This window comes from Mesorhizobium sp. M6A.T.Ce.TU.002.03.1.1 (genome assembly GCF_003997275.1).
In the GTDB taxonomy this organism is placed as follows: Bacteria; Pseudomonadota; Alphaproteobacteria; order Rhizobiales; family Rhizobiaceae; genus Mesorhizobium; species Mesorhizobium mediterraneum.
The window spans coordinates 1-25,867 of sequence record NZ_RZTI01000019.1; the positions used below are offsets into that span (position 1 = coordinate 1).

At 59.7% G+C, this 25,867-nt stretch carries 28 protein-coding genes and 1 pseudogene; 19 read left to right on the forward strand and 10 right to left on the reverse strand.

The genetic code is table 11. From position 1 onward, the window contains the following. Positions 1 to 124: 124 nt before the first annotated feature. The 3 genes and pseudogenes from EOC93_RS08600 to EOC93_RS35335 all read right to left on the reverse strand — a co-directional run. A pseudogene (locus EOC93_RS08600) lies at positions 125 to 759 on the reverse strand (PAS domain-containing protein); the annotation flags it as partial. 326 nt (positions 760 to 1,085) lie between these two features. Next, positions 1,086 to 1,595, reverse strand: a complete 510-nt coding sequence (locus EOC93_RS08605; RefSeq protein ID WP_127204374.1) for a DUF892 family protein — start codon at positions 1,593 to 1,595, stop codon at positions 1,086 to 1,088. Between the two features lie 221 nt (positions 1,596 to 1,816). Continuing rightward, complete coding sequence (locus EOC93_RS35335) at positions 1,817 to 1,942, reverse strand: hypothetical protein (RefSeq protein ID WP_281033122.1); 126 nt, start codon at positions 1,940 to 1,942, stop codon at positions 1,817 to 1,819. Positions 1,943 to 2,157: 215 nt separating this feature from the next. On the opposite strand from EOC93_RS35335, the gene EOC93_RS08610 reads away from it, so the two are divergent. From EOC93_RS08610 to EOC93_RS08660, 11 genes are all read left to right on the forward strand, one after another. Next, positions 2,158 to 2,937 carry a heme-binding protein gene (locus tag EOC93_RS08610; protein ID WP_127204375.1) on the forward strand — a complete coding sequence of 260 codons (780 nt, stop codon included), beginning with the start codon at positions 2,158 to 2,160 and terminating at the stop codon, positions 2,935 to 2,937. Between the two features lie 59 nt (positions 2,938 to 2,996). After that, the gene (locus EOC93_RS08615; RefSeq protein WP_281033123.1) at positions 2,997 to 4,820 is read left to right on the forward strand and encodes a methanol/ethanol family PQQ-dependent dehydrogenase; all 1,824 of its coding nucleotides are present in this window, start codon (positions 2,997 to 2,999) and stop codon (positions 4,818 to 4,820) included. A gap of 31 nt (positions 4,821 to 4,851) precedes the next feature. After that, positions 4,852 to 5,664 carry a substrate-binding domain-containing protein gene (locus EOC93_RS08620; protein ID WP_164759079.1) on the forward strand — a complete coding sequence of 271 codons (813 nt, stop codon included), beginning with the start codon at positions 4,852 to 4,854 and terminating at the stop codon, positions 5,662 to 5,664. Between the two features lies 1 nt (position 5,665). Next, entirely contained in the window at positions 5,666 to 6,199 is a 534-nt protein-coding gene (locus EOC93_RS08625; RefSeq protein WP_127204377.1) for a c-type cytochrome, read from the forward strand. After that, complete coding sequence (coxB, locus tag EOC93_RS08630) at positions 6,196 to 7,209, forward strand: cytochrome c oxidase subunit II (RefSeq protein WP_164759080.1); 1,014 nt, start codon at positions 6,196 to 6,198, stop codon at positions 7,207 to 7,209. Before EOC93_RS08625 ends, coxB begins: the two co-directional genes overlap by 4 nt. Beyond that, complete coding sequence (ctaD, locus tag EOC93_RS08635; RefSeq protein WP_127204378.1) at positions 7,206 to 9,182, forward strand: cytochrome c oxidase subunit I; 1,977 nt, start codon at positions 7,206 to 7,208, stop codon at positions 9,180 to 9,182. The genes coxB and ctaD overlap by 4 nt, the downstream gene beginning before the upstream one ends. Beyond that, positions 9,179 to 9,784 carry a cytochrome c oxidase subunit 3 gene (locus tag EOC93_RS08640; protein WP_127204379.1) on the forward strand — a complete coding sequence of 202 codons (606 nt, stop codon included), beginning with the start codon at positions 9,179 to 9,181 and terminating at the stop codon, positions 9,782 to 9,784. The genes ctaD and EOC93_RS08640 overlap by 4 nt, the downstream gene beginning before the upstream one ends. Position 9,785: 1 nt before the next feature. Beyond that, complete coding sequence (locus EOC93_RS08645) at positions 9,786 to 10,127, forward strand: hypothetical protein (RefSeq protein WP_127204420.1); 342 nt, start codon at positions 9,786 to 9,788, stop codon at positions 10,125 to 10,127. A 59-nt stretch (positions 10,128 to 10,186) separates the two neighbouring features. Further along, the gene (locus EOC93_RS08650) at positions 10,187 to 11,002 is read left to right on the forward strand and encodes a cytochrome c oxidase assembly protein (protein WP_245461414.1); all 816 of its coding nucleotides are present in this window, start codon (positions 10,187 to 10,189) and stop codon (positions 11,000 to 11,002) included. Then, positions 10,983 to 11,393 (forward strand): c-type cytochrome, encoded by a 411-nt coding sequence (locus tag EOC93_RS08655; RefSeq protein ID WP_127204381.1) that lies wholly within the window; start codon positions 10,983 to 10,985, stop codon positions 11,391 to 11,393. The genes EOC93_RS08650 and EOC93_RS08655 overlap by 20 nt, the downstream gene beginning before the upstream one ends. Before the next feature lie 374 nt (positions 11,394 to 11,767). Next, positions 11,768 to 12,472 (forward strand): SGNH/GDSL hydrolase family protein, encoded by a 705-nt coding sequence (locus EOC93_RS08660; protein ID WP_245461415.1) that lies wholly within the window; start codon positions 11,768 to 11,770, stop codon positions 12,470 to 12,472. Between the two features lie 375 nt (positions 12,473 to 12,847). Here the strand turns inward: EOC93_RS08660 and EOC93_RS08665 are convergent, their stop codons facing one another. After that, positions 12,848 to 16,246, reverse strand: coding sequence for a DEAD/DEAH box helicase (locus EOC93_RS08665; protein WP_127204382.1), 3,399 nt, complete (start codon positions 16,244 to 16,246; stop codon positions 12,848 to 12,850). A gap of 117 nt (positions 16,247 to 16,363) precedes the next feature. Beyond that, a complete protein-coding gene (locus EOC93_RS08670; protein WP_127204383.1) occupies positions 16,364 to 17,320 on the reverse strand; it encodes an alpha/beta hydrolase in 957 nt (318 codons plus the stop codon). Between the two features lie 38 nt (positions 17,321 to 17,358). Between EOC93_RS08670 and EOC93_RS08675 the strand changes: the two genes are divergently transcribed. The 6 genes from EOC93_RS08675 to EOC93_RS08705 all read left to right on the forward strand — a co-directional run bounded on the left by EOC93_RS08675 (position 17,359) and on the right by EOC93_RS08705 (position 20,382). Beyond that, the gene (locus tag EOC93_RS08675) at positions 17,359 to 17,541 is read left to right on the forward strand and encodes a hypothetical protein (protein WP_127204384.1); all 183 of its coding nucleotides are present in this window, start codon (positions 17,359 to 17,361) and stop codon (positions 17,539 to 17,541) included. Positions 17,542 to 17,919: 378 nt separating this feature from the next. Further along, a complete protein-coding gene (locus EOC93_RS34405) occupies positions 17,920 to 18,486 on the forward strand; it encodes a DUF3489 domain-containing protein (protein ID WP_206532225.1) in 567 nt (188 codons plus the stop codon). A gap of 375 nt (positions 18,487 to 18,861) precedes the next feature. Beyond that, positions 18,862 to 19,227 carry a hypothetical protein gene (locus tag EOC93_RS08690; protein ID WP_127204386.1) on the forward strand — a complete coding sequence of 122 codons (366 nt, stop codon included), beginning with the start codon at positions 18,862 to 18,864 and terminating at the stop codon, positions 19,225 to 19,227. Positions 19,228 to 19,387: 160 nt separating this feature from the next. Further along, complete coding sequence (locus EOC93_RS08695) at positions 19,388 to 19,708, forward strand: hypothetical protein (protein WP_127204387.1); 321 nt, start codon at positions 19,388 to 19,390, stop codon at positions 19,706 to 19,708. Positions 19,709 to 19,804: 96 nt separating this feature from the next. Continuing rightward, positions 19,805 to 20,041 (forward strand): DUF3892 domain-containing protein, encoded by a 237-nt coding sequence (locus EOC93_RS08700; protein ID WP_245461416.1) that lies wholly within the window; start codon positions 19,805 to 19,807, stop codon positions 20,039 to 20,041. A 134-nt stretch (positions 20,042 to 20,175) separates the two neighbouring features. Further along, positions 20,176 to 20,382 carry a hypothetical protein gene (locus EOC93_RS08705; RefSeq protein ID WP_127204388.1) on the forward strand — a complete coding sequence of 69 codons (207 nt, stop codon included), beginning with the start codon at positions 20,176 to 20,178 and terminating at the stop codon, positions 20,380 to 20,382. A 76-nt stretch (positions 20,383 to 20,458) separates the two neighbouring features. On the opposite strand, the gene EOC93_RS08710 is transcribed toward EOC93_RS08705, so the two are convergent. Then, positions 20,459 to 20,779, reverse strand: coding sequence for a hypothetical protein (locus EOC93_RS08710; RefSeq protein ID WP_127204389.1), 321 nt, complete (start codon positions 20,777 to 20,779; stop codon positions 20,459 to 20,461). An 845-nt stretch (positions 20,780 to 21,624) separates the two neighbouring features. On the opposite strand from EOC93_RS08710, the gene EOC93_RS08720 reads away from it, so the two are divergent. Then, positions 21,625 to 21,882 (forward strand): HNH endonuclease, encoded by a 258-nt coding sequence (locus EOC93_RS08720; RefSeq protein ID WP_127204390.1) that lies wholly within the window; start codon positions 21,625 to 21,627, stop codon positions 21,880 to 21,882. An 81-nt stretch (positions 21,883 to 21,963) separates the two neighbouring features. Here the strand turns inward: EOC93_RS08720 and EOC93_RS08725 are convergent, their stop codons facing one another. The 4 genes from EOC93_RS08725 to EOC93_RS08740 form a co-directional block, all read right to left on the reverse strand. Then, on the reverse strand, positions 21,964 to 22,143 hold the full coding sequence (locus tag EOC93_RS08725) for a DUF3606 domain-containing protein (protein ID WP_127204391.1): 180 nt from the start codon (positions 22,141 to 22,143) through the stop codon (positions 21,964 to 21,966). 307 nt (positions 22,144 to 22,450) lie between these two features. After that, the gene (locus EOC93_RS08730) at positions 22,451 to 23,902 is read right to left on the reverse strand and encodes a hypothetical protein (protein ID WP_127204392.1); all 1,452 of its coding nucleotides are present in this window, start codon (positions 23,900 to 23,902) and stop codon (positions 22,451 to 22,453) included. Further along, positions 23,883 to 24,140: a hypothetical protein gene (locus EOC93_RS08735; RefSeq protein ID WP_127204393.1), complete on the reverse strand. Its 258-nt coding sequence runs from the start codon at positions 24,138 to 24,140 to the stop codon at positions 23,883 to 23,885. The genes EOC93_RS08730 and EOC93_RS08735 overlap by 20 nt, the downstream gene beginning before the upstream one ends. A gap of 68 nt (positions 24,141 to 24,208) precedes the next feature. Continuing rightward, positions 24,209 to 24,415 carry an excisionase family DNA-binding protein gene (locus tag EOC93_RS08740; RefSeq protein WP_127204394.1) on the reverse strand — a complete coding sequence of 69 codons (207 nt, stop codon included), beginning with the start codon at positions 24,413 to 24,415 and terminating at the stop codon, positions 24,209 to 24,211. Between the two features lie 287 nt (positions 24,416 to 24,702). Here EOC93_RS08740 and EOC93_RS08745 point away from each other — a divergent pair, with 287 nt between their 5' ends. Further along, positions 24,703 to 25,836, forward strand: a complete 1,134-nt coding sequence (locus EOC93_RS08745; RefSeq protein ID WP_127204395.1) for a tyrosine-type recombinase/integrase — start codon at positions 24,703 to 24,705, stop codon at positions 25,834 to 25,836. The last annotated feature ends 31 nt before the right edge of the window (positions 25,837 to 25,867 follow it).

Consider the following 25,867-nt stretch of genomic DNA (forward strand, 5'->3'; position numbering starts at 1 on the left):
GCATGCCGGGGGTGAGCACGTGCGGGGTGCGTTTTGCCCACCGCATGCCGCCACCGGCGCCCCCGCCGACAGGTGAGCCCATTGCAAATGGCGGAAATATTCATCGTCGAAAGGTTCGGGGAACAATCCCGTCGTCAGCCACTATGACCCGGCAGCCGTCGCCATCGACGATGCTGTGTAGCGTTATCGTGCCGCCTTCGCGCCCGTGGAAAGCATGTTTTCGCCCCTGGAAAGCATGTTTAGTGAATTGGTCAGCAATTCGTTCACGACCAGTCCCGCCGGCATGGCGACGTTTATTGACACCGGGATGTATCCACCACACGCTCCTCCACCGAGCGCTGATCCCCCGCTTCGCCATGGGCCGATAAGTTGACCAGCGCCACCAGCCGGAAGCAGATCTTGCCATTGTCCTCCACGATTATGTTTGAATAAACGTCGACAAGAGCCGGATTGTCCCCGACGCGCTCCAGCCGGAAGGCACCGACAAAATCGGTTTCCTCGGCAAAGGCCTCGGGGCGAGGCCGGCCCTTCTGCTGGTGGATGACCGTGCCCGAAAGGAGCCTGATCGTCAGGCCTGACAGTTTCTCAATTCCGGATTGACGTAGACCACACGCTCCTCCGCGGTCAGCTCCGCACCGCTATGGCGATCGGCACCTGGTCAAGGAATTTTTTGAACTGTTCGCTTTCCAGTGCGGTCGCAAGATCAGGTGTGTCAAGCAACTGCTCGACCGCCTCGGCCTTCTCTGAATTAGATGTCATTTGCGCGCCTGTTCTGGGCGTAATGCAGTGTGCCCGCCATCGCCAAAGCTGGAACTGCATCGCGCCGTGCCAGGCGTCTGGCCAGAAGACGAGCGTCGCCCAACCGCCGCGCGTCTAACGACACACTCCGATCGCGCCTCCGGCACGCAGACACAGGCCCACGGCTCCCACGACTGCGCTGAGTGCTCTAGCTGCACCAAAACGCGATACGCTGTCCCCTTGCGCGCATGGATCCCGGGACGTGAAAGCGGCGTCGATCAGTCTAGTGCCGCCAAAGGGCGCCCAGAACGCGATAACGCTTTCGTTCAATCAAATTTACAGGCACGTCATCGTTTCGCGCTGTCAGCGTCCCGCTCGTCGCGCCGCAGGAACTCGGCGGTGACCGTGCCGAGTTTGCTTCCCAGCCAATCGGCCATCGCCTCTTCCTCGCGGAGGTTTTGTTCGCAAACTCTCTGCACTTCGGCGTCGCCGACCTCGCCGGCTGCGGCAATGAGCATTTTGTAGCTGGCGATTTCCATATGCTCGAATGTGTAGCTGGCCAGCGATCCTTTCATCACCTCGTCGCCTGCAAAAATACCGCTGATGCTCTGCCCCATGGCGATTAACTTGCCGCCGGCATCCTTCAGCGTCGATGATCCTTCCCCCATCCGATCGAGGCATTGTTCGAGACGTTCTGCTTGTTCCCTCGTTTCTTCCAGATGCATCCTCATCCGGTCGCGTATCTCGGGATAATTTTCAAGACGCCCGATTTGGCCGCTCAACATGGTCTCGGCTTGTTCTTCCATAGCGTGAGCGTCGCGAAGCCACTGCGCCAGACGTTCTTTCGAGTCTGTCATGTCTGTCTCCGTTGGTCAGCATAGTTTTCCTGCCACCGCAACGTCGCCACAGACCGTTAGTTCCGATCGCCCGACGGGCTTTACATTTGTTAATACTCGGCGCCGCTTTGGGAGCTTGAGAAAGTAGAGCGCCGCCCGGCAGGTTGGGGTCCAACGCGCGCGGTGGCTATGGCCTGATCACGCAAGCCAGCTGAAAGACAGTTCGAAATCCCGCAACCAGATCAGATCGGCCCGAGGATGAATATGGCCATGAGGGCAACAAAAAGCACAGCGGAGATTACGGCGCCCCACATGATGACTTTTCCGGTGCCGCGTTGCTCTTCCTCGCGAGGTATGTCTTTCGCCATTGCACCGATCCCTTTGGTGAAGGTTGATGACTTAGCAACGTGTCTTGCAGAGGCTGGTTCCCGCCCCTCACAACCGCGAGGGCTCAGAACCGTTTCACTGTTCGAACTCAACCGCGCTGATTCTAAGCCAAATCAATCTGCTATTTTATTTCATGACGTTTGGCACTTCTGCGCCTCTCATGCGTTAGGGGAGTTCAATAAACGCGGCGCGGGCGATGGATCGTCATTGGACTGCCTCAGTAGCATTGGGTGTGTTCCTGCTGACGATCGGCTACGTCGAGCAAAAAGCCTGGGCGCAAGCGCCGTGCCCTGCTGACCATGGCAGACTCCTCAGCGCCCTCAAGGCAAGCGTTAAGGCGAGCGGCGGCCCCGGCAATGGCGGCTTTGACACCCATGAATGGGCGGCGATCGTCGCTCGCGACGGAGCAGTCTGCGCCGTCGCCTTCAGCGGTCCCACGCCCGACGCCCAATGGCCCGGCAGCCGCCTGGTTGCAGCCGAAAAGGCCAGTACGGCCAACGGGCTCAGCCTTGCCCACATGGCGCTTTCGACCGCTAACCTCTATGCGGCGGTCCAGCCGGGCGGCCCCCTGTTCGGCCTGCAGGCCACCAACCCTGTCAACCAGGCGGCCGCTTATGCCGGCAATCCTACGACATTTGGAGGTTCCAACGACCCGCTGACGGGAAAGCTCGTCGGGGGCGTAGTCGCATTTGGCGGCGGTCTGGCGCTTTACGATGAAAAAGGGATCATCGGGGGGCTTGGTGTAAGCGGCGATTCCTCCTGTGCCGATCACAATGTCGCATGGCGCACGCGTGCTGCGCTTGGACTGGACAAGGTGCCGGCCGGCGTCAATCCAAATCGCAAAGACGCCATCGTCTATGATCTTGACCCCGGCGGGAAGAGCGCTTCCGGCTGGGGCCATCCGTTATGTGCCGGAAGCGAGGCGGACATAGCAGCGGAGCTCGGCGCCGGGGTCGGCGGCTCGATGCACGAATGAAACAGGTGCAACAGGTGGCGGTGAAGATTTGGGGCGCCTGCCAGAGGGGATACAAGGCAATGGCCAGGATAGATGGTCGTACCAAATTGGGGATGATCGGCTGGACCTTGCTGGTGGGCTTCGCGCTCGTGGCCGGAGCGGTCGCCCAGCCGGCGGAGCCTGCCATAAGGCCGCCTGCTGCAGCAGCCCCACTTGACGATGGCCAGTGGACGATGCCGGCGAAGAACTATGCTTCGACTCGCTACAGCGAACTCGCTGAAATCACTGAAGACAATGTCAAGACCCTGCAGGTAGCCTTCACCTTCTCGACCGGCGTGAACAAGGGCCAGGAGGCTGCGCCGCTGGTTGTCGGCGACACGATGTATATCGTGACGCCCTTTCCCAATATTCTCTACGCGCTTGATCTCGCCAGACCCGGCGCACCGATGAAGTGGAAGTTCGAGCCCAATCCCGAGCCTGCTGCGCAGGGTGTTGCCTGCTGCGATGTGGTCAACCGTGGTGCGGCTTTCTCCAACGGGCGTATCTACTTCAACACGCTCGACGGACACACGATCGCTGTCGACGCGGCCACCGGCAAACCGGTCTGGAATACCCATATCGGCAACATCAACATCGGCGAGACCATCACCATGGCGCCGCTGATGGTAAAGGGCAAAGTTCTGGTGGGCAATTCCGGCGGCGAAATGGGCGTGCGCGGCTGGATCAAGGCGCTTGACGCCGGCGACGGGCATGTCATCTGGACGGCCTACAGCACCGGCCCGGATGCCGAGGTGCTGATCGGCCCCGACTTCAAGCCGCATTACGACATGGACAAAGGCAAGGATCTCGGCGTCACATCGTGGCCGCCGGACGCCTGGAAAATCGGCGGCGGCAATGTGTGGGGCTGGATTTCCTATGACCCCGATCTGGACCTGATCTTCCATGGTACCGGTAACCCCGGTCCCTGGAATCCCGACCTGCGACCCGGCGACAACAAGTGGACGTCCGGCATTTTTGCCCGCGATCCCGACACCGGCAATGCAAAATGGTTCTATCAGTGGACCCCGCACGATTTGCACGATTACGACGGCATCAACGAGCAGGTGTTGCTGGATATGACCTGGCAGGGCAAGCCCCGCAAGGTGCTCGTCCGGCCGGAACGCAACGGCTATGTCTACTTGCTGGATCGCACGACGGGCGAGGTCTTGTCCGCGGTACCATTCGGGCCAGTCAATTCCAGCAAGGGAGTCGACCTCAAGACAGGCCGACTGATAGTAAATCCCGAGAAAGAGACCAGCACCGGCAAGGTCGTACGCAACATCTGCCCGACCGCATCCGGCCTGAAGGATTGGCAGCCCTCGGCATTCTCGCCCAAGACCGGCTTGCTCTACATCCCGCACAACAATCTGTGCATGGACGAAGAAGGCGTCGAGGTGAATTACATCGCCGGCACGCCGTATGTCGGCATGAATGTCCGCATGATCGCTGGGCCGGGCGGACATCGCGGTGCATTCACAGCCTGGAATGTCGCCGCCGCCAAGCCGGCATGGATCCTGAAGGAGAACTTTCCGGTGTGGAGCGGTGCCGTCGTTACCGCCGGCAATGTCGTGTTCTATGGAACCATGGAAGGCTGGTTCAAGGCGGTGAGTGCCACGACCGGGAAACTGCTTTGGCAGTTCAAGACCTCTTCCGGCATCATCGGCCAGCCGATCACCTATCGCGGTCCCGACGGGCACCAATATGTCGCGATCTTGTCGGGTGTCGGTGGCTGGGCAGGTGCCATCGTGTCGGGGGATCTCGACCCGCGCGACGCCACCGCTGCGCTCGGCTTCGCGAACGTCATGAAGGATCTGAAGGACGTAACCACGCCGGGAGGTACGCTGTATGTATTCCGGCTGCCTTGAACCGATCGGCGGGCCTGCGCGACGGGGGAGAATGCGTTCCCGGCATTTTGTCGCGACAATCTGCGTACTAACCTTGTCCCTTGTCGCCGCCCCGGCGAATGCGCGCGAGCTGCGGGTATGCGCCGATCCCAACAACATGCCCTTCTCCAACGCCAGCGGTGCAGGCTTTGAAAACAAGATCGTGGGGATCATCGCCAGGGAACTTGGCGCAACCCTTTCCTATACATGGTGGGCGCAGCACCGCGGCTTCATCCGCAACACGTTGAAAGCCGGTCTGTGTGATCTCGTCCCCGGCACGCCCGCCAATCTCGAAATACTGCGCACCACCGCGCCATATTACCGCTCGTCCTACGTCTTCGTGACGCGCAAGGAGGCGCCGGAAGTCAGCTCATTCAACGATCCTCGGCTGCGTGGTCTGCGCATCGGTGTCCAACTAATCGGCGATGATGGCGCCAACTCCCCACCCGCCCAGGCGCTCGGGCGCCGTGGCATCGTCGGCCATCTTACCGGCTTCCCGGTCTATGGTGACTATTCTGCGCCGAATCCGCCGGCGCGCATCATCGAAGCGGTCGCGAGTGGCGAAATCGATATGGCCGTCGTCTGGGGTCCGCTGGCCGGCTACTTTGCCGCCAGACAGAAGGTGGCGCTGCGGATGACGCCGGTTGAGCCGCGGATAGACGGTCCGCAATTGCCGATGATCTACGACATCTCGATGGGCGTGCGGCACGAGGATGATGTGCTGCGCGGCGAAGTGGACGCTGCCCTCGCAAAGCACCGCGCCGAGATCAACGCGATTCTGGCGCAGTATGGCTTGCCCCGGCTCGATACTGCTGGAGCGCCTTGAAATGAACCGCTGCCTTCCCTTGCTGTTGTTCGCAATGCTCGCCATCGCCGGATGCCAGCGCGAGGAACGCGACACCCGCCCTCAGTCGGCACTCGGCTCCGGCAAGCAGCCGACGCCGGTCACTGTCCTTACGCCAGGCGGCGAGCGGCCGTCTCCGTCCGACAACAAGGCAGCAGCGTTCGAGGCAAACGCGTTCCATCTTAGCCAGGGCAAACGTCTGTTCAACTGGTTCAACTGTTCGGGATGCCATGCCAATGGCGGTGGCGGCATGGGACCAGCGCTCATGGACGAAAAGTGGATTTACGGAGGTGCAATCGAAAGCATCCACGCTACGATCAGAGACGGACGCCCGAACGGGATGCCGAGCTTCCGTGACAGGGTCCCCGACGACCAGATCTGGGAACTTGCCGCCTTTGTCCGCTCGCTGAGCGGCAACGTACCCTCCTCCGCCGCGCCTGGGCGCGACGACGACATGATGGTGCACCCATCCGAAAATCGCCTGCCAAATGCCGCGACACTGGGGAAGTCGCCGTGAGACGCCTTGTTTGGGTGGTGTGCGGCGCAGCTTCCATTCTGCCCCTTGCAGGATGCAGCGGCTGGCAATCCGCCCTTGATCCGAAGGGCCCGGCAGCGAGCGAGCTCGCGTGGCTGATCTGGTTCTTCACCGCGCTCTGCACCGTGGTCTGGCTCCTGGTAATGATCGTGCTGATCACGACCCTGATCCGGCGCGCACGACCGATCGACGATCCGCTTGTCCTCGACGCCGCTTCCGAGCGCCACAAGACACGAATTGTTTTTGCGGCGCTCGGGGCCACCGCGGTGATCCTGATCGGGCTAACGCTGTTGAGCTTCTTCGCCAACAGGACGCTCGCTGCCATCGGCTCGGATGCCGCGCTGACAATCCGCGTGACCGGGCATCAGTGGTGGTGGGAGGTGCGTTATGAAAACAGCCAGCCGAACCGCATTCTGACGACCGCCAACGAGATCCACATCCCGGCAGGCGAGCCGGTGCGGCTCATTCTCACCTCGACCGACGTCATCCATTCCTTCTGGGTGCCGAATCTGGCCGGCAAACTGGACCTCATTCCGGGTCACGAGAATGTTCTCGATCTCAAGGCGGACAAGCCCGGCGTTTATCGGGGCCAGTGTGCCGAGTTCTGCGGTGCTCAGCACGCCAATATGAGCACCTTCGTCATCGCCAAGCCTCGGCCCGTCTTCGAGGCCTGGCTGGACGACCAGCTGAGGCCGGCTGCCCCGCCTGCCTCGCCCGAGGCGATAGCGGGCCATGACCTGTTCCTCAAGAGGCCCTGCGTGATGTGCCACAAGATCGGCGGCACCATCGCCGGCGGCACGGTCGCCCCCGACCTGACCCATGTCGCCAGCAGGCAAACGCTCGCAGCCGGAACGTTGACGATGAGCCGCGGCAACCTTGCGGCATGGATAGCCGATCCGCAGGGGATCAAGCCGGGCGCCCATATGCCGGTGGTGGATCTGAATGGCGATGAGTTGAATGCGATCGTCGCCTATCTTGAGGGCTTGAGATGAGCAGCGCCGACCTTGCTCACGAAGGTGACTCGACCCACAAACGTGACTTGGCCTCAAAAGGCGATCTGGCCCCTGAGCGCGACGGCCCGCGCGACACCGGCCTCGACGATGTCAGCCTTGACCGCTGGCTTGCGCAAACGTGGCAGACCGCATCTGGCATTATCGGCGCGCTTTCGACCGTCGATCACAAAATTGTCGCTTGTCGCTACCTGATCACCGCCTTCGTGTTCCTGTGCCTCGGCGGGCTGAACGCGGTCGCCATGCGCGTCCAACTGTCGGGCCCCGAGCGCGGGCTGATCGGGCCGGACCTCTACAACCAGTTGTTCACGATGCACGGCGTGACGATGATGTTCCTGTTTGCCGTACCGATCGTGCAGGCGAGCGGCATCTACCTTGTGCCGCTGATGGTGGGCACCCGCAATATCGCGTTTCCGCGCCTTGTCGCCTTCAGCTTCTGGATCTTTCTGTCGGGAGGCGTGTTCGCCTGGGTGTCGTTCGCGCTCAACATGGCGCCTGATGTCGGATGGTTCGCCTATGTGCCGCTGTCCGGTCCCGAATTCGGACCAGGCAAGCGCGCCGACGTCTGGGCGCAGATGATTACCTACACCGAGGTCTCTGCTCTAGCGGTCGCGGTCGCAACCATCGTGACGGTTCTGAAGCAACGGGCTCCTGGCATGTCGCTTGACAAGATCCCGCTCTACGTCTGGGCGATGCTGGTCACCTCCTTCGTGGTCGTGTTCGCGATGCCGGCGGTCATGATCGCCTCGACGTTCCTGATCCTGGACCGGCTGGTCGGCACCCATATCTTCAACCCCGCCGAAGGCGGCGACGCATTGCTCTTCCAGCATCTTTTCTGGTTCTTCGGCCATCCCGAGGTCTACATCATTTTCCTGCCGGCGACCGGGATGGTCTCCTCGATCATCGCCGCCTTCGCACGGCGCCCGGTGTTCGGGTATCTAGGGCTGGTGCTGTCGCTAATCGCCGTTGGGTTCCTGTCGTTCGGCCTTTGGGTTCACCACATGTTCACCACCGGTCTGCCCAAGCTCGGCGCGAGCTTCTTCACCGCGTCGAGCATGCTGATCGCCATTCCGAACGGACTGCAGATATTCTGCTGGCTGGCGACGCTCTGGGACGGTCGGCCGATCATCCGGACGCCGCTGTTGTTCGTGTTCGGCTTCTTCTTCATTTTCGTCGCCGGTGGTCTGACCGGTGTAATGCTGGCTTCGGTGCCCTTGGACCTGCAAGTTCACGACACCTATTTCGTGGTCGCGCATTTCCATTACGTGCTCATCGGCGGGTCGGTATTTCCCTTGCTGGGCGCCGCCTATTTCTGGTTTCCCAAGATCACCGGCCGGATGATGAACGAGCGCCTCGGGCGCTGGCATTTCTGGCTTGCCTTCATCGGCTTCAATACGGCGTTCTTCCCGATGCACATTGTCGGCATCTGGGGCATGCCGCGACGGGTATACACCTATCCGGCGGAGCTCGGCTGGGGTGACATCAATCTGTTCATCACCGCTGGCGCGGTCGTTCTGTTTGTGAGCTTCGCGCTTTTCACCATAAATCTGGTGCACAGCGCCTTGAGGGGCGCCCCGGCCGGCGACAATCCCTGGAATGCAGGCACATTGGAATGGGCGACGTCATCGCCGCCGCCGAGTTACAATTTCACCCGAATTCCGATCGTGATGCACGTCGAGCCGCTATGGGCCGAACGCGGAACGCTTCCCGTAGCGACGGGGCTTCGGGTCGATGCACGCGAACTGGTCGTCTCGACAGTGGCGGAGGCGCATCCGGACGTGCGCGAGAAATCGGCAACGCCGTCGATCTGGCCGCTATTCGCCGCCCTCGCAGTCGGGGGTACCTTTCTCTACTCGATCTTCAGCCCATGGGCAGTGGTTTGGGGAGCCGGACCGATCGCCATCACTTTGATCGGCTGGTTCTGGCCGAAAGGCGGTGCGGAGGATGAGGAATGAAACAGCGTCCTGCCGTAGATCTTTCCGAGCTCCCGACCTTCGGGCACGGACCGCGCACCCCGACCTGGTGGGGTACTCTCGCCTTCATGGCGCTCGAAGGCATGGGATTTGCGATCGCGGCGGGGAGTTATCTTTACCTCGCGTACCTGTCACCGCAATGGCCTTTGAGCGCGCCGACGCCGAACCACTGGCCGGGCACGATTGTGACGCTTTTGCTGCTCGCCAGCCTGGTCCCCAACCACATATTAAAGCGCCATGCCGAGGCTTGCGAGATGCTGCCAGTGCGCATCGGCCTCGTAGTCATGTCGCTGCTCGGAATCGCGCCGCTTGTCGTGCGCTGGTTCGAGTTTCCAGCCCTCAACATCTATTGGGACACCAACGCCTACGGCTCGATGCTCTGGGTCATGCTCGGCCTGCACACCGCGCACCTGATCACCGATGTCGGCGACACGCTGGTATTGACCGCTTTGATGTTCACGCGCCACGCCAACAGTGGCCGACGTTTCGCTGACGTCGGTGACAACGTCTTCTACTGGGACTTCGTGGTCGTGACCTGGATTCCGATCTATCTCCTAATCTATTGGATGCCGAGGCTTGATTGAGATGCGCGCGCTTCAGTCAGGCACCTCATGGGCCGGTCTCTTGTCGGGGCCTTTGGCCTGGGCCGTGTCGACGCAACTGAATTACGCCGTTGTGGAATGGCAGTGCGCCCACCGGATTCCTGTCATACCCTTCATCGCACTGGTGCTTGCGATAATGTCTCTGGTTGGCGGGGCGCTATCGTGGCGGGCACGGCAACAGGGCGGCGCCTCCTTCAAACCGGAGCGCACGCGCGGCACTGAAGCTTTTGTTGGCAATCTGGGCATTCTGACTGCAGTGCTGTTTGCGCTGGTCATCATCATGCAAGGCGCCGCCTCGCTCATTCTCGACGAGTGTGTGCGATGAGCTTCGATGCGCTCTTCTCGACCTCGATCTGCTATGGCGGCAGCGCCCCGGGGTGGACGATGGCGCTGCCGATCACGCTGCCGTTGGCGACGATCGCATTGTTCTATGCGGCAGGCGCCATTCGACTGTGGCGTAGGAGCGGTCGCGGCCGCCCGTTGCGATCGCGACAGGCCCTGCTGTTCGCTGCGGGCTGGGCCGTATTGGCGTCTGCGCTCGTCAGCCCGCTTCATGCATTGGGCGAGCGCGTATTCACCGCACATATGATCGAGCACGAATTGCTCATGGCGGTCGCAGCGCCTCTGCTGGTCGCCTCCCGTCCGGTGGCTGCGATGATGTGGGCACTGCCGATCTCGCTACGGCAGACGCTTGGCGCAGCCGGGCACGCGAAAATGCTTCAGGCCGTCTGGGCCGCGACGAGCCGTCCCGTCGCCGCCACCATCCTGCATGCTATCGCGATATGGGCGTGGCACGTGCCGGCGCCGTTCGAGGCTGCGCTTGAACGCGGTTTCCTGCACTATGCCCAGCATGCCAGCTTCTTCGGCACCGGCGTCTTGTTCTGGTGGGCGCTGCTGCCGCGTCCCGGCCGTGAACAAACCTATGGCAGCGCAGTCATGCATCTCTTCTTCACTTCGCTGCACACCGGTCTGCTTGGGGTGCTGCTCGTGGTCTCGCCGAGACTTTGGTACCCCGACAATGCCGCCGGCGCGCAATTGTGGCGCCTCAGTCCGCTTGAGGACCAGCAACTCGCCGGCCTGGTCATGTGGGTTCCGGCCGGCCTGATCTACGGCGGAGCTGCTTTGTTACTGGCGGGCTTGTGGATCCGCTCGAGCGGACAGAAAAGCCGGGAGGCGTCGCTTGCGTTCCGACCTGTCTAGGCTGGTTTTCGGCACGAGCGCCATTGTCGTGCTGGCGATTTTAGCGGCGCTGACATGGTGGTTACAACGCACTGATAGGGTCATACGGGAAGCCAATAATGCAACCGGTGGCATTGCTACCCGTGCCATATCGATCATGATGGCCAATGGTTGCGCCGGTTGCCATACAATCACCGGCGTCCCCGGCGCGCATGGACTGGTCGGCCCGCGCTTGGACGCCACGCTGGCCACCAAGGTTTATGTCGGCGGGGTTTTGTCCAATAATCCAGAGAACCTGATCCGCTGGATTCGGGTCGCCAGGGAAATCAATCCGCATACGGCAATGCCTTCGACCGGCATTTCGGAGCAGGAGGCTCGCGACGTCGCGGCCTATTTGTATGCGCTCAGATGAAGCTAAAAGCTTGTCATCCCGACCAGCGGTCCTGAACTGGAAGTCGACCTCGCGCTGATCTTCTCTTAAAAGCTGTCGGCTGTAGAGATTATTGGTGCTGGTCATCTTGCTCTCCATTGTCGTTGTTGCAAGGAGGGTAGAATACTATGCCGAGCGAGCGCGGCCGTTCTTATCGAAAGTCCCGTGGTTTAGGCAGCTTAATTGATTTCAGGTAGTAAGGAGCCCTCCAGAGACATAGCGACCAATCGTCTGGGGGCGACCGGCGTTTAATTCGGACGGTGTTGCCGCACCCGGCCTCGCCGCTAACTACTTGGCGAGCGAGAGCCCATGGAGACGCAAGTCTGGTCAAGTTCCCGGTATCGCGGAGGAGCTTCTTGCTGGCCGCTGCGGCGGGACCGGCATTCGCGCCCATGCAAGCCAGTTTCGCCGAGGATGCGGGTATGACGAACAAAATTGTGCTTCTTGGCGATTCGGTTTTTGACAATCGTGCCTATGTGACCGGCGGAGCAGATGTACTGGCCCATTTGGTGCGCCAGCTTCCGATCGGATGGTCGGCCGACCTGCTTGCCGTAGACGGCAGCGTCATGGCAGGGGTGCGCCAGCAGCTGGACCGTCTGCCAGCCGACGCCACTCATCTGGTGGTCAGCATGGGAGGTAACGACGCGCTCGGCGTTTCCTCTGTTTTGGACGCTCCGTCGCGGTCCGTCGCCGACGCCCTGCTAAAACTGGCCGAAATAAGAGAGCAGTTTTGCCTAGAGTATCGGTCGACGCTGGATGCCGTTCTGGCTGTCAAACTGCCCACCGCCGTTTGTACGATCTACGACGTCCGGTATGCAAACCCTGAGGAGAGGCGCATTGCGGTAACGGCCCTCTCGGTCCTCAATGACTGCATTACACGGGCAGCCGCTGGGCGCGGCGTTCCAGTGATCGACCTTCGCATTATCTGCGACGAGGACGCCGACTTTGCCAACGCCATCGAGCCTTCGGAACAGGGCGGAGGCAAAATCGCTGCAGCGATCGTTTCATTTCTTACCAAGCACGAATTCCGAAGCGGGCGCGCCGAACTGATCGTTCGCTAGAGCGCCGGTATTGGCTGAGCCAATCCGCCGCGTTTAAGCCGTTAAGGTCAGCTTTGCCATGTTCTGGAAGCGGACATAGCCGGCGACCATTCTAGAAGTCGCGGTTGCGCCAGAACATGCGTCTTGTAATCCACCCCTAGCCAATCGCGATCGTCTGAGGCGAGAACGGTGGCGAAACACCGCCTCAGCGGCCCTGAGGCGTGTCTGCCTCTTCACGATGTGAGCTGCGCGCTCGGTTGCGCATAGTCGGGGATTTTGAAACGGCGTCGATGACCCCCGGCGTGAGTCCTGTGACGCTCTGAAAAGGCGAGATGCGACAGCTTGAAGATTCTCGTGGAACAATATGTCGGTACACGCAATTCGCAGCCTGGGCCGCTAAGGGCCGATTGTGCTTTGACCGGCAATCGTTCTGGCGTTTAGCTCACGTGCTGGGTGTGCCGAGCGAATGGAATCGATCACGCTTCGTAGAACTTCGAGTTTTGCGACACCTGCTTTGGTTGATGGCCTGCAGATCAAGCGGCCTCGCCGAAATTCGAACCCGTCCAGCCCAATAAGATTCTGCCGGACCGATGCGGAGGCCTTTGTGCGAAAGGAGATCGCAATCGCTTCGGGTCCTACGTCGACCTGGCTCAAGCCTAACTCCGCTGCATCTATTCGCAGTCGGCTTACCTCCAGCAGCGTGGCCACTTCGCTCGGCATGGCTCCGAAGCGATCCTCCACCTCATCGGCAAATGCATTGATATCAAAATGCGTGCTCATGCGGAACAACCGCGAATACAGGCTGAGGCGTATGGCTGGCTCCGGCACATAGCTTTCTGGGAATGACCCTCCGGCCTGCAAGTTGATGTCCGGAAGTTGCGTGTCAGAGCCGGGCACGCCTCGAGCAATCGATGAGGCACGCTGGAGCAGTCGATGATAGAGCCCGACGCCGATCAGCTTGACGTGGCCCGCCTGTTCTTCGCCGAAAAGATCGCCGGCGCCGCGCAGGTCGAGGTCCCTTTGGCTGATGGCCAGGCCAGAGCCAAGCCGGTCGAGAGCTACAAGAGCCGAAAGCCGGGACCTTGTGGCGTCAGCCAATTCCTTGCCGGGCTCGGTCAAGAGAAGTGCAATGCCTTGCATCCTTCCTCTGCCTACACGACCCCGAAGCTGGTGGAGTTGTGCAAGTCCGAAACGGTCAGCCCGCCATACGAGAATGGTGTTTGCCCGCGGTATATCAAGTCCGCTTTCGATGATGTCAGTGGCCAACAAAATGTCGCCTTCGCCTGCGGCGAACCGGACAACTATCTCGTCCAGCTCACGCCCTTTCATTTCGCCATGCGCGATTTTCACCGAGAGCTGCGGAACCAGCCTGCCCAGTTGTTCAACGACAGTCTCGATGTCCTCTATGCGTGGAACGACAAAGAAGCTTTGTCCTCCGCGGCGGTATTCGCGCAATAGAGCAGCCTTGGCCGAGCCGGCATCGAAAGGAGCCAGGATGGTGCGAACCGGACGCCGCTTGGCAGGTGGTGTGTTCAGGACGCTGACTTCCTGCGCGCCCGCCATCGCCAATTGAAGCGTTCGGGGTATCGGCGTAGCGCTCATGGTCAGTGTGTGGAGGCATGGCGCCAACCGTCGCAGTGATTGCTTCAGCTTGGCCCCGAACCGATGCTCTTCGTCGATTACGAGCAGCCCGAGATGGCTAAAGGACACCCCTTTGGCCGCAACAGCATGGGTCCCGACCACGACTGCAATGTTGCCGCTTCTCAGACCGTCCTTCACTTTCCTTGTCTCTGTCGATCCGACCACCCTGGAAAGGTGAGCAACTTGGATGTTGAACCCTGCGAAACGCCGGCAGAACGTCTCGTAGTGCTGACGCGCGAGCACCGTGGTGGGCGCAACGATAGCAACCTGCTTGCCACAAAACGCGGCCGCAGCACACGCCCGAAGCGCCACCTCGGTCTTTCCAAAGCCGACGTCGCCGCAGACCAGCCGGTTCATCGTTTTGCCCGAGGACAGGTCATCCATCACGGCTCGGATTGCGGCGGCTTGGTCGGGGGTCGCGGGGTAAGGGAATCGCGCCGCGAAGCGAGCAAGGTCGGCACGCGGCGGCTTGATCAATTCGGCGGACTGGCACGACCTGGCCTTCGCAATGGCGACCAGCCGCTTGGCCACCTTCTCGATCTCGCGGACTACAGACTGGCGCCGCTTCTTCCAGCCTTCACCATCTAGTCGGTCCAAGGCTATCGCATCTGGCTCGGATCCATAGCGCCATATACGGCCAAACTCCTCCACTGGTACCAGCAAGGAAGCGCCACCATGATATTCAAGCTTCACGACATCCTGTTGCAGGCCAGCCACTTCAATTTGTTCGATCGCGGCAAGGACGCCCACGCCATGGTCTTCATGGACAACCAGATCGCCGACCCGCAGTTCGGGTTCGACTATGCCGCCACCGGAGCCCGCGTTTGCAGTCGATGACGGGCCGAATATGTCCGCTGCCGCAATGACCGCAATTCGGGATGGTTCGTCGACAAAGCCCTCCGTGAGATCGAATTCCGCCCTGAGAAGAGAGCCTCTTTCGACAGAGAGGATTTGCGGCCAATCGGCGACTGGGTCCATGTTGCGACCGAACTTACGGTCGAGCAGCCGCTCTGCTCGGCGCAGTTCCGAAGCTTCGCCTGTGACCACCACACTAAATCCCGAGCTTGCGCGCGCCTGGGCGAACTCGGCGAATTCGTGCGCGGCTCGCGGCAGGTGGAAGAATTTGGGAATTCGGCCAACCGGGATCGTAAGACGCAAGCAATGGCGATCCCGTAGCGAGTCGTCCCATTCCTCACGCGACAAATAAAATTGTTTCGCCGCGGGCCGCGCCATCGCCGATACTTGCCGCCTGCCGCGCCACGCGTCCTCTATGAGGTCCAAGACGCGAGCGAGCGAGATTTCTTCCAATCCATCCAGGAAGCAGATGGAAGCTGTTGATGCCACATCGAAGAGCGCCGGCAAGTCGGAATAGAGCGAGACTAGACGTTCCTCCATCGGGATCGTGCGCATCGCTGCAGGGTCGAACTCGTTGCCAGCTTCCAACATGAGCTCGGACGCCGGGCCAACTATGACTCTGTGCAGCGATCGCTCGCTTCGTTGAGTGATTGGGTCATATGTCTTAAGTTCGGAGATGGCGCCGCCAACCCCCAGTACAACACGAACAGGGCAGTCACGGTCAGCAGGAAAAACGTCGATAAGATCGCCGCGGATGGCTATCTCGCCTGGTTCATCGACCCGATCGTCGACAACATATCCAGTTCTCTCAGCCAATACCCGAAGTGCCCTCGGGTCCACCTTTTGCCCAATCTGCAGGGTGGCGAAACCCTGGCCGATTACCGAGGGAGGCGGTACCCTCTGTAGGGCAGATTCGACCGAAGTAACCGTGATGCGGGGTCCTTTCGTAGCGGCCGCAACAGCATGAAGAACGCTGACCCGCCGTCCCATAGTGGCGCGAGTGGGCCACACCCTGTCGTATGGCAGGCAATCCCACGGCGGCAAATACAGGATGTCAGCTGCTGGGAGGAAGCGGCGCAATGCCTGTGTGATGTCAGCGGCACTGCGTTCGGAACTCGCGATATGGAGCAGGTCCCCATTTCGAGTGGTTTCCAAAGCGCTGATCAATGCCGCAGCTACCGCGGCAGCTGGCGGTGTGTCGCCTTCTCCTCCTGTTGCAAGTTCGCACTGTTTCGCAGACGCGCCATCAAATTGCTCGGCCTGCTCAGCCTTTCCGGCATTGGAGGTCTCTCTATCCACGTCTCACCTTCCGATCCCGGGACAACGGCCGCGCGGCGCCCGGCGTTCCGTTGGGAGCGGACGGTGATCGATGCGCCATACGAAGATCGCTGAAATGCGTGTTGGCGGTGAAGTGGATCATGCAGGTTCGCCCCTGCCCGCAGCAGCGACCTTGTCGACCATGGCGAGAACGGCTTTCAGTGCGGCGTGGTGGACCATGTGGCCGGCGTGCGGGATGATATCGACAAGGGAACCGTGAATTTCGGCTTGCAGTCGAATAGCCTCGGCCTGGGCGTCGAACAACCGGTCGCCGGCCCCGGCAACAATACCGGTGGGCAGCGACAGCTCCTTGTACCGGGCGGAGCGGCCGCCGGCCAGTGCCGCGGCCAGCATCAGTGCCGCCTCCGCAGCGATCGAGAGCAGTTGCGATGGCCGGCTGACGACGTCCTTTGTCGACGAAGCAAACTCGGCAGAGATTATGCCGGGGCTGAATATCTTGGCCATGGTCAGCGGCCAGGTAATCCGCACAAGCAGCGGCAGCAAGGTGTGGCGGAAAACACCACCGGCGACAGGCAAGGCCGGCAGCGCCGCCAGTACGAGGCCGAGGCGCGGCGGTGGATGATAGGAGCCGGAAACAAGCACGATGCCGGCGACCGAGGCGGGATGACGGCGCGCAAGCTGGAGAGCCACCGACGCACCCCAGGAATGCCCCAGAACGAGATACCTTTCGATCCCAAGCTGCGAGACGGCGGCATGAATGAGATCGGCCTGCGCGGCCGCCGTCCACCATTTTCCTCGCGGTCGCGTGCTCCTGCCGAAGCCGGGCCGGTCAAAGGCGAGCACCCGGTATCTCTTGGCCGCCTCGTCGAGCATGCCGCTGGTCTTGAAATCCTCGGCCGACGACCCGTTTCCGTGCAGCAGGATCAACGGCATCCCGCTGCCCTGCTCAAGGACGTGCAGGCGTACTCCTGCCGCCTCGACGAAGCGCCCCGACGCACGCGAGAAAAGCGCGCGTTTGGCGCGAGCGCCGTTGTACAACGCCAGGCCAGCCAACCCGGCGCCAAGCAGCACGGCGGCTGCTGTTGTCCTATTCATGCCGCGAACCACTAGCGGCCGCCGCGATGTGGATAGGCATGACCACTCTCGACATGCGTGATGCTGTTGCCGAACCGCCGCGCAACCGGCGCGAAGCTTTCCAAGCATCTTTGCTCCTTGATTACCGATTTCTCGCCGGCAGCCTAACCCGCTTGATCGCCCGTTGTTCCTGGAAGGAGGTTCTGCTGGTTTTCCGCTCGTCGGAGCTTTCAAGACACTGATGCCCTGAAAAGGATTCCGATGATGACCGACGCAGCACCTTTTGTGCGAAGCCCGCAAAGGGCGCGAGGCGTCCGTTTCCACGGGAGCCGCAGCCGCGACGGTGCCCGGGTCGGTCCCCTTCGCGCCCGGCATCGATTCGCGGAGTCCGCCGGCAATGCTCCGGCAAAAGATGCGATGTCGGCCTCGTAAGCGCCGAAGTTCACCAACCAGGTGAGCTATGCCAATGCGATGCGCCCGCTGAGGACCAGCCGGACGTCCAGCCGCGCAGATATGGCCCGGTCTTGGTGATTGCCGCCATCGTCGTTCTGGCCGCTGCGGTCTTCATCCGGGCAGCCATGCTACGCTGAATGCCGGACGCGGGTGCTGCGCAATGATCGATGGACATTTTGCTTCCGGTTCGGAACCCTGTTGTCGCCGCGCATCGCGGAGTTTGGCAGGGCCGCTTCGATCAGCCATGGGACTGGCGGGATGCGAACGCCGACAAGGTCGAGACGGTCAGAGAGCAATCGACCGGCTTCGGTCTGCTTGGCTCTGGTTGCAACATCAAGGGCAACATCTCGGCCGACGGCGAGCGCATCTACCACATGCCTGGACAGAAGTTCTATGCCGATACGAAGATCGCTAAGGCGAAGGGCGAGCGCTGGTTTGTTCTGAGGCGGATGCACGCGCTGCGGGTTGGCGGAAAGCGCGAAGGTAGTGCCGGCTATGAAGACGTGAGTAGGGAGAAAGCTGCAATGGCCTCGTCAGACAAGCCCCGCCTCGGAACGAAACGTAGGATCATGTACAATCTCCTGCATCGACCTCAGGGCGCTACCTTGGCGGAACTAAACCGGGCAACTGGTTGGGACGCCTTCAGCTGTATCAATGACACGAAGGCGATCGCCCGTGACTATGGCGGCACGCCTCATATTACGGCGGTGGGCAATCGCGCCGGTTCTGGATAACAAAAGCGGCGAGTGCGGCGGCCAAGATAACCAGCGCCGCGGATATGGCTCGATCGGTGGGTATAGATCCGAAAGCCTTTAGGCAGGCGCTATGAAACGCAAACCTAGCCTGGCACAAGCACAATGACACTTGGGAGGTTGCGATCAATAGCCAGGAACATGTCGCAATGCAGAACGTGCTGGCAACTCTCCTAGTGCGGAAAGGGTCTTAACGGCGAAGCGCGCGCGATCGGGTCCAGCAATAGGCGGATTGGAACCATGAAGAGGCTTCATCAGCTCAAACGTTGGCAACTACCAGCAGAGCATGGCGGCGCGATATTTTGGACATGTGCCAGGCCAGGGCGCACAGCCGACTTAGCCACCAAGCAGAGTGCCGTGACCGACATGCAACTGGCCTCGTGGGTAACGGCCATACCTTACGAATGTCGGCTGATCATATCAATGCTCGGGACAAAGCCCGGCGGGTTGAACGAGTGGTCTTTCTACTCCTTTGATGGCAAAGGCTCGACTTTCCAAGAATGGCTGGATGGCGAGTTTCCAGCGCTAGGGTTTATGGTCCTCAACCGCCCGACGGTTGATCTTCGGCCGGTGCCGGAATCGATTTGCAAGACGATCTTAGGCGACATCCAAACGTGCGCGGAGAAGTTCCGCACTACTGCCATTTTGATCGATTCCGGCGGAGTTACGAGAACGGGAATTGCATGCCGCTGGATGAAGGCGAAGGAGAGGAGTGACCGCTAGCTTCTTGGGAAAGGCCGAGGTCGGACGGGGGATCGACCCCGTCAGTGTCGTAGCGGCACACACCGTTAGATGCGGACTCTCATCCAGTCAGCCAATTTGTAGATAGCCGTTCCCGAACGAGCAAGCAGCCGATCAGAACCTGAAGATAGGGAGATTTAGAGTGGCCAAGGTGAAAGTTCATGCTGGGGATTTCAGGTCTGGCGCGGCCCATTTCGGTTCGTTCATCCTTCCCAGCGCAAAACAAATGTGGCCGGGCGAAACCATAGCTTTTGCAGAACTGGCGGAACTCGAGATTGCAAGCGAAGAGAGCGTAAAGCGCATCGAAATTGTTCATGGCGGGGGATCCTATGAAAGGGCCGCAAGGAATGCGGTGCGCCAATATGCCAGCAATGCTGACATAATTGCTTCACACATTGTTGTTGTGAAGAAAAAGGCTATCTGTTTACTTGCTAATCAAGTTCCGCATAGAAAAGCGTCCTGAGGCTTTATTTGCAAGCCACAGGAGCTACGACCATGGATAAACATCCTCCCAAGATGCCAGATGCGAATGCTCCACTTCGCTCGAAAGGAGCATTCTATGTCAGACGTTCAAGTGACTTGTATCAATAAACTGCCTCGGCAGAACACCCATGAAGGTATTACCCACCTCGGGAATTCGACCGGGAAATGGACTAGAGCTCAAGTCATCCAATGGATAGAAGAAAAGACAAATACCTTCTACACATTGGTCGGCGGCAAGCGCGCCAATATCGGTGTGGTCAACGGGCAGAACGGTAAAGTACGTCCGCACCTACGCCGACGGCCAGTGGAATGACAATTTGCTCGCACTCGCCGAGTGCGCGTGAGTTAACTGAGATCGGTCGTCGCCGGCTTAATTGCTGGCGGCGACCTCTTCATCGGACTTTCCGCTTTACCCCCGGTCGCGGACTTCCGGCAGCGAAAGGACAAATGATGGCAGTTCGAACGATCGGCATGGACGAATTAGACGGCTTTCAGATTGACGATGCCGGCCAGTTGTTCTGGCGTGGGCAAGCCGTCGTCTTGAAGCAACGCATTACCTTAGGGACATGGGAATTGGCCGTTGCCGCGGTTGCGTCTGCTGCAGCTGCAGTTGGTGCGATTTTCCCAATAGGCGTCTATTTCCATTGGTACTGAACTACCTAAACCACCACCCCCACCGGATATCATCGTCCACAGGCGGCGACCAATCCACGAGAATGATGGTTTGAGCCTATAAGCCACCCTGTTGCAGGCATGTCATCTGTACTTGGTCACGGAATTCGCCAATAGCGCGGTCCTGCATCTCTTCGGTGCCGTAACGCGACTGGTTCCACGCCTCGATTGCCATGGCCCGGAGGGCCTTGCGCATTATCTCCACATCGCTCTTTGCCGCGATATCGAGAACCTTTTGAAGCGGAATCCCGTGCTGGCGGGCTTTCATTGTTTCCTCTGCGAACCTACCCATCATCTGGCAGACCTCATCTAGGGTCGATGCATGCACAGATGTCGTGATTGCAGTGAGGGCGATGATAAAGGCTACCAGTCTTGGCATGCTGACTTCTTCAGTAGGGTTGTGGAGTTCAGTTGATTTTGCGTGGGTACATTTGCATCCCTTTGAGTTTCTTTCGATCCCAAACGTTGACCCGACCCCCATATTTTCAATTGGAAAAATGTGCGCGTTGTGGCCGAACCGGTAGCCAAAAACCTGCCGTTTTAGAGATTTTGGTAACCCCCCCCCGCGGGGGTCAATCACATCCCCAGCGGCGCCGACCGTAGGACCACAAACTAGCGCTATTACTATTACAGTTTTTTGCCTCTCGCGCGCCCGCATGCGTAACGCGCGGGAGGCTGTGTCCCGCTCTTAGCATAGGGATCGTATCCGTTCGGCCAGCCGGGCTAGCGCGCTATCCAGATCGACAGCGGATGCCGACTCTTTAACCACAGCAACCCGCGTCGTTGCTCGGCTCGTCAACTATGCTGACTTCCAGAAGATTGATCTCCTCGAGCCAGCGTTTGCTTGTGCCGCTGCCAGGTGACGAGCGCTTAACGCGGAAGCCTATGGACAGGCCGTCTAATGCGCCACCCTACATCAACGATAGTATCCGCCGGCCGTAATCCGTTTCTAGTGCGAGCAATCGGCCCTCGCCGGCCTCGCGGGCGAGGCGATCGAGTTGCTTAAATGACATTCGGATTCCCCATGAAAACCCTTCGCCAGAAGGGCGTGAACCGGCCAGGCCGGGTAGTCCGTTTCCGCAAGGCGCGGGACGGTAGAAACAAACTGTTGTTGTATTTCCGCAACAACAGTTACTGAAGTCGTATGGGGTAACTAACGAATGAACAGAGACGCGGCATTTAGGATCTCATCAATTGGCGAGGCAGAGACAAAGGGAGTCACTAATGTTTAAAGAACAGTTCGAAACAGCACTTACCGAAATGCTTGCCCACGCAGCAGATCGAGGAGCGAAGAGTGTCAGCGTCAATTCGGGAAAGCTCCATCGGTCAGTTGGTGGTTATCCCGGTCGAAATCATCGCATGCCGATCTGCTGCGAAGTGATGTATGCCCGCAAGGGTAACGCTGACCGCGTTATATCGGCGCCTCCCAAGGGCAAAGGTGCATCATTGACTATCGAATATGTTGTCGAGTCTGGCAGGTAGAAATAAGTGCCAAGCCCGGTGGGTCGTAAACGGACCCACCGGTTGGTACGGCGGAAACGCATCCGGCCGGAGATTGGATACCTAGTCCTCTTGCTTCAAGTTTTCGGCTTCGTCCTTCAGCCGCTGCCAGTCGGCGCCATGTTTGCGAAGCAGCGCCCGCGCCTGTTTGGGCGTCACGTCCGTCACCTCCGCCAGGTGCTCGACTTCAAGCTCTTGCCCCTTCACTACGCGGCTCGTGTCGCTTGTTTTCTTTCGGGCCATCTCTGCGTCTCCTCGCCAATCGGTGGCAACGAGTGTCGAACCTTGAGGTTCCGACGATGCGGAACAAAACTGCCGCTCGTCGGGTTATGAATCGAAGGGAGACACCATGCTTCGACTATTATTCAGCCTTGGCGCGCTGTACTTGGCATTTCAAATCGGTAGAGACTACGGCCGCGCCGAGGCCGAAGCATTGTTATTGCCGCCTGTCGATGACGAGCGCCCGCCGACGGCAAGAAACGAGGCAGAGCTCGGCGAGCCGACATAGGCGTTTTGCTCATTGTCGCGGTGTCTGGTCGGTCGAATAGTGTCATGCTGCCTCTCCCATTTCGTCGTCATTAAATTTCGCAGCCCATTCCTTTGCCTTTTCCCGAGTGGCGGTTTGTGCCTTCGGCACAATTGAGAAGCGCGGTACAAAGCGCACGCGATTCCGGGGAGCACTAGCAGTAGGCCGCGGCTCGTCTACGACGACGAATCCTGCATTATTTTCCGGTACACGCTCGTATTCGAATTCACCGAACTTGCTGTAAAGTGCTCGCACGAATTTTTCGCCGACAAGCTTACTTGCGTCGTCGCACGAGATCAGGCCGGTAGCGCTCAGGATTCGGTCGAGATTTCTCTGCCCCTTGCATTGGCGGTCCTCATCCGGCGCCTCCACGCAGATCGATATATCTTCGCCTTTGCCATCTTCGTCCACGAGAACTAGATCGAGCCACTTGTCCTCGTCTACCGTCACTTCATTTGCCTCAAGGATTGTGAAGACCTGTCGCATCGGCCGGAAGGGATCCGCTGGCTTGGCAACTGGCTTTGCCGGCACAGGCTTTGCCGCTTCGACGTCCTTCGCAGGCTTGGCTGGCTTGGGCTTCCGTTCCTTCGTCTTCCTCTCGCCTTTTGGATCCTCCAGATATCGCTGCTCTGCTATCCAGCGCCGCAGATGCATTCGCTCAATGCTTCCACCAGCCGCCTCCCGCCATGCGCGCGCAGAATCCACCATCGCAGCATGCAACTCTGCGTCTGGCGCAAGCTCGTCATACGCGCGCCTTGCGGCACCAACTTCTGCGCGGACTCCATACTCGCGATAGAGTTCTTCGAATGGCGTCTTCTCTTTACCTTGCGCCGGTCCCGCCGTGGCGGGCGAAAGCCCAGACACGGGCGGCGGCATAGCCGCGGCGCATTCATTGTCCTCCTTACATGTAACCCGGTCTGTCGACGGGTTAATGTATGAGGGTCTTTGTCCCGGCAAGTGGGACGCTACGGCGCTCAGTGTCCCGGTAGAGTGGGACACCTCTGTCCCGGTAGAGTGGGACGCTACGGATTCCTCGTTTGTGTCCCGGTAGAGTGGGACGCTATCGATTTCTACCGATGGCAAGCTGCCCTGTGCGGCAAGCTCCAAGACGTTGAGCACCGGCACATACCGCGAGCCGCTGCGCCCCTTCCCAGTGAAGCGACGCACAAGCCATCCGGTTTCGATGAGGAGGATAATCGCCCGCTGCACGGCTGAGCGGGAAAGATGCCTAGCGCCATCAGGGGCACGGGTTCTCATGGTAGTCACGATGTGCCGAACAGATGCAAGCGCATCGCCGTTGCTGCGCATGTACCAGCCAATCAAGAAGCGATAGACGATGCGCGCCGGATCGGTCAGCCGCAGATCATAGTCTATAAGCTGTGACATCCTAAACTGCGCAACTGGGCCGGTCGGTTCGCCTACGTTGTGTGTCCAATATTCGCGGGTGAGCGATGGCTTAGGATGCGTTGCGGTCATTCGGCGTCGGCTCCTTCAGCGCGGCGAGTGCGGCGCGGGCGATTTCGTGAACAAGTTTTTCCGAGAAAGTCGCGCAGCGGCGTCCCATTGCGTTCGGTGCATATACCGCGTAGCCGCCGGCCGTGCGTTCGGTGAGACGCAAACCGAACAGGCGCAATTCGTCAGTCAGCGCGACGTCGAAGCGCGCGATGACGTTCCCGCAGCCTGGTGGCTCGGGTTTGATGCTTAAAATGTGCAAGTGGGTGGTTCCCGTTTAGGAAGTTGCCGCAGTTGGTTCCGCGGTGGGTTTTTGTTATCGGGGTGCGGTTAAGCAGCCCTCGCCTCTTGTTGTTCAATCCAAGCACCCAGCGTCGACTTGCGAGCACAGACGGTTTCGCCGAGACGGAAGTGCGGCAAGCCGCCTTTCGAGACGAGATGATAAATAGCGCGGCGCGGAAAGCCGAGGTGTTTGGCAATCGCGTCAGCGCCGCGCAGGATATCGGCGGCAAGCGGTGAGTTGTCGTTTGTTGTCATGAAATTCCCCGTTGTAACCAACGCCCATGAGGCGCGGAAATCCACACACGCCGACGCGCGTTCAAAGATTGAATGTGAAAGACTGGGGTTAGGGCCGCCGTTCAATTTGGCGGGAGAAGCGAGTCGCGGCGGCAAGCGCCGACTTATTACAACTTATAGTCGTTTTCGCCTTTTAAGTCAAGTTATTTCGCTGGCTGCGACGTGTTGCACCTATTACTCGTGTTGCAACGTGTTGCATAAAAACCGATGGTCATATAACGTCACCTTTCCAAAGGAGACGACAGACCATGGCAACGATTCGAAAGCGCGAACTTCCATCTGGGAAAATCGTTTGGCAGGCCGATTACCGCGATGGCGGCGGCAAGCGGAGACATAAGCAATTCGCCACCAAGAAGGCTGCAGACGACTTCCTATTGACGGCGCGCGGGCAGGTTCGATCTGGTACGCATGTCGCGGATAGCGCAAGCATCACAGTCGACAAGGCATCAAAGCTTTGGCTGGCGCAGGCGGAGAAGAACGGCAGGGAGCGCGCCACTGTTGCGCGCTACAAGTCGACATACGAACTTTACATAAAGCCTAAATTCGGCGCCACGAAGTTGGCTGCACTCACCTCGCCCGCGATACAGACTTTTATAGATGATCTTACCGGAACAATGTCTGCATCATCCCTGGCGAAGGTTCATGGTGCCCTCACCTCGATCTATAAGCACGCTGTTTCCCGCGGCCATGCCGCTATCAATCCAGCTCGCGACATTCAGATGCCATCAGCCACGCGCGACAAGAAGCGGCCGGAGATGCCCACCAAGGACGAACTGCGAGCCATTCTGAAGCACACGCCAGCGCGGTGGATCCCCTTCGTTCGCACCGCAATGTTAACAGGAATGCGCGCCAGCGAACTTCGCGGCATCCAATGGCGCGACGTCGACCTAGATGCTGGCATCGTTCATGTTCGGCGGCGCGTCGATCGATACAATAAGTTCGGCCCACCCAAATCGGACGCGGGCACGCGCGACATCCCGATTTCGGATAGTACTGTGACGATGCTCAAGGCATGGCGCAAGGAATGCCCGAAAGGCGAGCATGACCTCGTGTTTCCCAACGGCGAAGGCAACGTCGAGGGGCACGCCAATCTGCTTCACCGCATGTTCTGGCCGGTGCAGATAAAGGCAGGCGTCACGGTTGAGACAGAGGAGAAGGATGAAGACGGCAAGCCGATAGTCGACGCAAAGTACAGCCTTCACGCCCTCCGCCACGCCGCGGCTGCGCTATTCATCGAGCAAGGCTTTCCGCCTAAGAAAGTTCAGGACTTGATGGGGCACGCATCGCTTGCAATGACGTACGATGTTTATGGATATTTGTTCAAATCCGAAGACTACGACCGCGCAAAAATTGCCGAGATGGAAACCGCCCTTCTTGGTTGATTCCGCGTGTTACAACGGAGTCCATGCAACA

What these genes read in the sequence shown, in the direction of transcription:
- EOC93_RS08605 (WP_127204374.1), bottom strand. Translation starts at nt 1,595, where the DNA reads ATGACAGACTCGAAAGAACGTCTGGCGCAGTGGCTTCGCGACGCTCAC.
- EOC93_RS35335 (WP_281033122.1), bottom strand. Translation starts at nt 1,942, where the DNA reads ATGGCGAAAGACATACCTCGCGAGGAAGAGCAACGCGGCACCGGAAAA.
- EOC93_RS08610 (WP_127204375.1), top strand. Translation starts at nt 2,158, where the DNA reads ATGGATCGTCATTGGACTGCCTCAGTAGCATTGGGTGTGTTCCTGCTG.
- EOC93_RS08615 (WP_281033123.1), top strand. Translation starts at nt 2,997, where the DNA reads ATGGCCAGGATAGATGGTCGTACCAAATTGGGGATGATCGGCTGGACC.
- EOC93_RS08620 (WP_164759079.1), top strand. Translation starts at nt 4,852, where the DNA reads ATGCGTTCCCGGCATTTTGTCGCGACAATCTGCGTACTAACCTTGTCC.
- EOC93_RS08625 (WP_127204377.1), top strand. Translation starts at nt 5,666, where the DNA reads ATGAACCGCTGCCTTCCCTTGCTGTTGTTCGCAATGCTCGCCATCGCC.
- ctaD (WP_127204378.1), top strand. Translation starts at nt 7,206, where the DNA reads ATGAGCAGCGCCGACCTTGCTCACGAAGGTGACTCGACCCACAAACGT.
- EOC93_RS08640 (WP_127204379.1), top strand. Translation starts at nt 9,179, where the DNA reads ATGAAACAGCGTCCTGCCGTAGATCTTTCCGAGCTCCCGACCTTCGGG.
- EOC93_RS08645 (WP_127204420.1), top strand. Translation starts at nt 9,786, where the DNA reads ATGCGCGCGCTTCAGTCAGGCACCTCATGGGCCGGTCTCTTGTCGGGG.
- EOC93_RS08650 (WP_245461414.1), top strand. Translation starts at nt 10,187, where the DNA reads ATGGCGCTGCCGATCACGCTGCCGTTGGCGACGATCGCATTGTTCTAT.
- EOC93_RS08670 (WP_127204383.1), bottom strand. Translation starts at nt 17,320, where the DNA reads ATGAATAGGACAACAGCAGCCGCCGTGCTGCTTGGCGCCGGGTTGGCT.
- EOC93_RS08675 (WP_127204384.1), top strand. Translation starts at nt 17,359, where the DNA reads ATGACCACTCTCGACATGCGTGATGCTGTTGCCGAACCGCCGCGCAAC.
- EOC93_RS34405 (WP_206532225.1), top strand. Translation starts at nt 17,920, where the DNA reads ATGGACATTTTGCTTCCGGTTCGGAACCCTGTTGTCGCCGCGCATCGC.
- EOC93_RS08700 (WP_245461416.1), top strand. Translation starts at nt 19,805, where the DNA reads ATGTCAGACGTTCAAGTGACTTGTATCAATAAACTGCCTCGGCAGAAC.
- EOC93_RS08705 (WP_127204388.1), top strand. Translation starts at nt 20,176, where the DNA reads ATGATGGCAGTTCGAACGATCGGCATGGACGAATTAGACGGCTTTCAG.
- EOC93_RS08710 (WP_127204389.1), bottom strand. Translation starts at nt 20,779, where the DNA reads ATGCCAAGACTGGTAGCCTTTATCATCGCCCTCACTGCAATCACGACA.
- EOC93_RS08720 (WP_127204390.1), top strand. Translation starts at nt 21,625, where the DNA reads ATGTTTAAAGAACAGTTCGAAACAGCACTTACCGAAATGCTTGCCCAC.
- EOC93_RS08725 (WP_127204391.1), bottom strand. Translation starts at nt 22,143, where the DNA reads ATGGCCCGAAAGAAAACAAGCGACACGAGCCGCGTAGTGAAGGGGCAA.
- EOC93_RS08730 (WP_127204392.1), bottom strand. Translation starts at nt 23,902, where the DNA reads ATGACCGCAACGCATCCTAAGCCATCGCTCACCCGCGAATATTGGACA.
- EOC93_RS08740 (WP_127204394.1), bottom strand. Translation starts at nt 24,415, where the DNA reads ATGACAACAAACGACAACTCACCGCTTGCCGCCGATATCCTGCGCGGC.
- EOC93_RS08745 (WP_127204395.1), top strand. Translation starts at nt 24,703, where the DNA reads ATGGCAACGATTCGAAAGCGCGAACTTCCATCTGGGAAAATCGTTTGG.